Here is a 4,964-nt window from a genome sequence, read left to right on the forward strand (position 1 = left end):
CCTGCTGGACCTGCGGGACGCCATCACCAGCCGTAACCAGGATGTGTCCGGCGGCGAAGTGGACGCCGGCAAACGCCGTTACCTGCTGCGCACGGTAGGCCGGTTCCGCGATCTTGACGAGCTGCGCAACCTGGTGGTCTCCCGCACTGGCGACAGCGTGGTCAGGCTGTCCGATGTGGCGACCGTGGCCCAGGATCATTCCCGCATCCGCGAACTGTCATTCATCAACGGCCAGCGGGTACTGGGCCTGCAGGTGCGTCGGGAAAGCGGCTCCAACGTCATCGATATCAAACGGGCGATGCTGGAGGAAGTCGACGCCATCAACGAAGAGGTGCTGGAGCCAGAGGGCATGGAACTGGCCCTGACCGCAGACGATGCCCGTTATGTGGAAGCCTCGGTTGCCAACGTCTGGACCAACCTGGGTATTGGTGCGGTGTTTGCCACCCTGGTGATGTTCCTGTTCCTGCGGTCTTCCCGGGCCACATTCGTGGGTGTGGTGGGTATTCCCCTGTGTGCCATTGCGGCGTTTCTGGGGCTGATGATCACCGGTCGCACCATCAACGTGATCTCTCTTGCGGGTGTGGCCTTTGCCATTGGCATGACGGTGGATAACAGCATTGTGGTGCTGGAAAACATCGAACGGCATCGCCGCCTGGGTCTGGACAAGTTCGAGTCGGCCCTGAAGGGTGTTCAGGAAGTCTGGCCGGCAGTGCTGGCTTCCACCATGACTACCATCCTGGTGTTCCTGCCGATCCTGTTTATCGAGGAAGAAGCCGGGCAGTTGTATTCCGATGTGGCCATTGCCATCTCTGCGGCCATATTTGCGTCGATGCTGGTGGCGGTGACGGTGATTCCGACCCTCAGTGCACGGCTGGATTTCGGAAACGGTAAGGGTGAAATCGACGAGTATGGCAACACCGTATCACCGGGCTGGGCCAGCCGGGTGGTGGCGGCCGTGCGCTGGATGGTCAGTGGCACAATCAGACGGCTTGTGGTGATTGCAGGAACTGTCGCCCTGAGTTACTGGATCATCGTTTTCCTGACCCCGCCCGCGGAATACCTGCCGGAAGGTGAAGAGCCGAAAACCTTCGCTTCCATGAATGCGCCGCCAGGCTACAACCTGACCGAGATGGAAAGCATCGCCAAACAGGTGGAAGACCGCTTTCTGCCCCAGGTGCAGGCGGATCGTGACGCCTACGAGAGCGGCGAAACCGCTATTCCACCACTGGATTACCTGAACATGGGCGTAAGCCCGAGCAATATCCGTATCATCGCGGAAACGGTCAACGCCCGTGACATCGAAGTGCTGATGGATGAAATCACCGGCTTCTACGAGCAGTTCCCGGGCATGCGGGCGTTCGCCGCCAAGGGCTCCATCATTTCCAGCAACGACGGTGGCACCCGCAGTATCAACCTGGACATCTCCGGGCCGGACCTGGTCTCTATCTACGAAGTGGCCAATACCGCCTACCGCCGGGCGGAAGAAATCTTCGACAATCCCCGCATCCAGACCCAGCCCCGAACCCTTTCTCTGGCTCAGCCGCTGATCCAGGTACAGCCGGACTGGGACCGTGCGGCAGAGCTGGGCCTCGGTACCGAAGCGATTGGTTTCACCGTGGCATCGCTGACCGAAGGCTCCTATGTGGATGACTTCTTCCTGGACGACGACAAGATTGATATTTACATCTACGGCAGCGAAGGCAGGAATCCCAGCCTGGACGAGCTTCCCGATGTAATGGTGCATACCCCCCAGGGCGCCACCCTGCCCTTGTCGAGCCTGGCGACCATCGAGGAAACCGTGGACACCAGCACCGTCCGAAGGCTGGATGGACGCCGTACCGTGACCCTCAACGTCATACCGCCGGACAATGTGCCTTTGGAGGCCGGCGTTGAACGGGTGCGGACGGAACTGCTGGGCGCCATGCGCGACAGTGGCGAGCTACCCAGTGGTGTGTCCATCAACATCTCCGGCGCCAGCGACCAACTCAACGCAACCAGGGATGCCCTGACTGGCAATTTCATTATTGCGGTGGTGATTGTCTATCTGCTGCTGGTGGCCATATTCGCCCATTGGGGCTTCCCGCTGCTGATCCTGACGGCGATTCCATTGGGCGTTGCCGGGGGTATCGTGGGCCTGGCGCTGATGAACCTGGTGGGTGGTTTGCTGCCCAGGATCGGCCTGTTACCCCTGAGCCAGCCTTTTGACATGATTACCATGCTGGGCTTTCTGATCCTGATGGGCACGGTGGTGAACAACCCGATTCTGGTGGTTGAGCAGGCAAGGCAGAACCTGCGTCATCGGGATATATCGGTGGTGGATGCGGTCATAGGCGCGGTGGAAACCCGCCTGCGGCCCATTGCCATGACCACCCTGACCACCATCTGCGGCCTGTCCCCGCTGGTCTTCCTGCCCGGCGAAGGCACCGAGCTCTATCGTGGCGTGGGTGCCATCGTTCTGTTCGGTCTGGCTGGGGCGGCTACGGTGACTGTTACCTTTTTGCCGGCGCTTACGGTGTTTGTTCTGGGGTGGCGGGATAAGCGGCCCGCTCGGTAGTGGGGGAGTCGCCGCTTCGGGGGGTGGGGTTATTTTTTCTTTGGGAAAAAGAACTCGCTGCACTCAGACACCTTTTTCCTGGCAGAAAAAATAACCCCACCCCCCAAATCGAGCGGCTTCCGCCAAAACGAAAAAAAGCCGGAGCATCTATTCCCCAGGGGGAAGTCGATGGTCCGGCGCCAATGCCAACAACAATGATCTGATGGTCCGGCCTGATCCTTGGCCGGGACGTTCGTCCTTGAAAGATATCTTGCGATCTTCGTGCCAGTTTTTCTGGTGCATAAAGATCAATGGGTTAGAAAGTTCTGACAGTCTGGATGGCGAAATACTCCGGACCTGACGCCCTGCATCAGGGCGGAGTGCGCTGCTTTGGGGCTGCGTATCCGTGGTCGGATAATTGTGTAAACAGCCAAGATCAAACCCGGTTTAGCAGCTGCACCGGCACCCTGTAACGCAGACCCCTTGATGGACCGGTACCTTCCACGGTGCAGGTTTTGCGATTTACCCGGACAATCCTGCCTTCCAGTTGTCGCTTGCCGGCACCAAAGCCAACCGCGTCCCCGACTGACCATTTCGCCATTAGCTGACGCGTATCCGGTGCCAGGATGGGAACATCCGGTATGGCCATACCGGCACTTTCTGCCTGTTCGGCCAGATGGCGTCTGGCGGCATCAGCGCCACCACTGCTGTGAAGTTCATCGAGGATAAGGTAGAAATGCCGGTTGTGTACCGAGCCGCGATAACGCTTGCCGGATACATGCTGGAGCAGGTGGGCGAACTCATGACAACAGGTGTGTGCCAGCAGGTTCAGTGTGGTGACCTCGCCATCAAAATACTTGCGCTGGCGAATCTCCCTTCCGGAAAGCCACCCGCTGACCGCATCAGGCTGATGCTTCGACATGATCATGCGTTTGCCGTAGGTGATCTGGTGCTGTTTCAGGTGCGGATCAAATCGATGATAGGTGGCCTGGCCAGAGCCTACCCGGCATAGCAGAGTCGTGGCTGGTGCCTGTTGGCGGACCCAGCTTTGTGCAGGGGACCAGAGAATCATGCTGGTGGTATCGCACATGATCTGGCCCAATCGGTGGGCAATAGCGGGTTCAATAGTCATGGTTCAGCGGCACGCAGAAGGAGAGATCAGACATGGCCTGATATTACCGTGTGCGAGCCTTCCCGTAAAAATAACAACGGCCAGCAAAAGCTGGCCGTTGTGACTGACAGGACCGGAGGGCTCAGCCTTCGATCGGCGAACGCCAGTCGTCAGCACCGGAAGTGCCGGCAACGGCATGCTCCCAGGTTACCTTGCGGTAGGACAGGGAAGCGGTTACCAGCTGGGTGAAGTCAGCGCTGGCGGCGTCCTGGCAGTGCGGCATGTTGCACTGGATATCAATGATCGTGGCATCTTCCAGGATGGTGGAGAAGAAGTGTTCCTGCTTGCCTTCAACAGAGGTGCGGTACCACTTCAGCTCTACCTTCGGCAGCATTTCACCGGAAGCCAGGGCGTTGTACATCAGCGGGGTGGCTTTGTTCAGGGCGGAAGTGAACTTGAACGGCTTGTGAACACGCTGGCCGGAAGGCTGGCCAGACTGTGGATCCGTTGGAACCGTTACAACGTGGCTGAATTCCTGAACCAGCACTTCGTCTTCGTGACCTTCAACGTAGATGTTACCTACCGAATCGGACGTGAATGCACCGGCAGTGATGTTGCCCTGAGTCTGGCCTTCGATGCTGATATAACAAGGAGTTGGCATAGTCTGCTCCATGACGTTTGTGTGAATAAGTGTCCCCGGGTTCTCCCTGGACGCTTACTCGTAAACAAAGGCCGTGCCAGAACACAAAAAGTGTTTAATAACAAGCGGTAAGGTTTTTCTGGCAATGACCATGCGGTTGCCTGGGCAATCCCTTGCTGGCTTTCGGGCGAGATCTCGCTGGTCGGGCAATAAATTGCTCAACGAAGGCTGAATCTCACCGGCAGGGCGTAGGTAAAGGTTTCACCTTCCATGGAGTCCGGCACTTCGGGCAATGGCTCTGCCTCCTTCAACATATCCAGCGCGGCGTCGTCCAGCAGTGAATGATCCGAGGATCTGCCCAGGGAGTGTCGCACCAGTTTGCCGTCACGGCTGAATTCGAATACCACCACCGGTGCTCCCTCCTGACCAAGACGACGGGCCCGGCGCGGGTATTCGTAGAAACGGCTCAGGTGCCGGCTCAGCCTGGTGAGGTAGCTGTCCACATCGGAAGAGGCGCCCGCGCTAAGTTCAACCTGTTGATTGGGGTTCTCTTCTTCAGCGGTGTTCTCCGTGGGTTGCTCTGAACTGTTCTCGCTTTCGGTTGTATTGGCCTCGGCAACCTGCTCGACTACTTCAGGCTCAGGCTCAGGCTCAGGCTCAGGCTCAGGCTCAGGCTCAGG

Annotated in this window: 4 protein-coding genes; 1 reads left to right on the forward strand and 3 read right to left on the reverse strand. The window is 58.4% G+C overall.

The annotated features are described in order from the left end of the window. A partial coding sequence (locus ACESMB_RS14655) for an efflux RND transporter permease subunit (RefSeq protein WP_372971947.1) occupies positions 1-2,554 on the forward strand: 2,554 nt, incomplete at its 5' end. A gap of 415 nt (positions 2,555-2,969) precedes the next feature. Here the strand turns inward: ACESMB_RS14655 and ACESMB_RS14660 are convergent. The 3 genes from ACESMB_RS14660 to ACESMB_RS14670 all read right to left on the reverse strand — a co-directional run. After that, positions 2,970-3,665 (reverse strand): hypothetical protein, encoded by a 696-nt coding sequence (locus tag ACESMB_RS14660; RefSeq protein ID WP_372927752.1) that lies wholly within the window; start codon positions 3,663-3,665, stop codon positions 2,970-2,972. A gap of 121 nt (positions 3,666-3,786) precedes the next feature. After that, a complete protein-coding gene (locus ACESMB_RS14665; protein ID WP_007155157.1) occupies positions 3,787-4,305 on the reverse strand; it encodes an Hcp family type VI secretion system effector in 519 nt (172 codons plus the stop codon). Between the two features lie 197 nt (positions 4,306-4,502). Next, on the reverse strand, positions 4,503-4,964 hold a 462-nt coding region (locus tag ACESMB_RS14670; protein ID WP_372971948.1), incomplete at its 5' end, for an energy transducer TonB.

This window comes from Marinobacter sp. (assembly GCF_041686475.1).
Classification (GTDB): Bacteria; Pseudomonadota; Gammaproteobacteria; order Pseudomonadales; family Oleiphilaceae; genus Marinobacter.

Bases quoted from the DNA above. Each gene is read 5' to 3' on its own strand.
- ACESMB_RS14660 (WP_372927752.1), bottom strand. From the start codon at position 3,665: ATGACTATTGAACCCGCTATTGCCCACCGATTGGGCCAGATCATGTGC.
- ACESMB_RS14665 (WP_007155157.1), bottom strand. From the start codon at position 4,305: ATGCCAACTCCTTGTTATATCAGCATCGAAGGCCAGACTCAGGGCAAC.